This is a genomic window from Psychrobacter sp. TB20-MNA-CIBAN-0197 (assembly GCF_040309765.1).
Taxonomy (GTDB): domain Bacteria; phylum Pseudomonadota; class Gammaproteobacteria; order Pseudomonadales; family Moraxellaceae; genus Psychrobacter; species Psychrobacter submarinus.
Genome location: NZ_JBEOPC010000480.1, coordinates 1 through 277, shown reverse-complemented (window position 1 = coordinate 277; position 277 = coordinate 1). Strand labels below are relative to the sequence as shown.

1 protein-coding gene is annotated in these 277 nt (G+C 34.3%); it reads left to right on the top strand.

Annotated features, from left to right (window positions below; translation table 11 throughout):
- On the top strand, positions 1–277 hold a 277-nt coding region (locus tag AAEY83_RS14590), incomplete at both ends, for a hypothetical protein (RefSeq protein ID WP_351059988.1).

The window sequence follows — 277 nt, the reverse complement described above, 5'->3', positions numbered from 1 at the left end:
AGGTGAAGGAAGTACATTTTCTTTCACAGTACAAATACAACCGCGCTTAAGTAAAGAACAAGATTTACCGAGTCATTTAATTAAAAACAAACATATTTTAATTATTGATGAGTGCTCGTTATATGCTAACACCGCTAATAAGCAGCTCACTGTTTGGGGTGCAAAAGTTAATTGTATACATAACTATCTTGAGGTTGATGATTACTTAAGTAATGTAACCACCCACCCTGGTGCTATTTTAGTTGATTACTACTTTTTTGAAAAAGCCCCACAAACG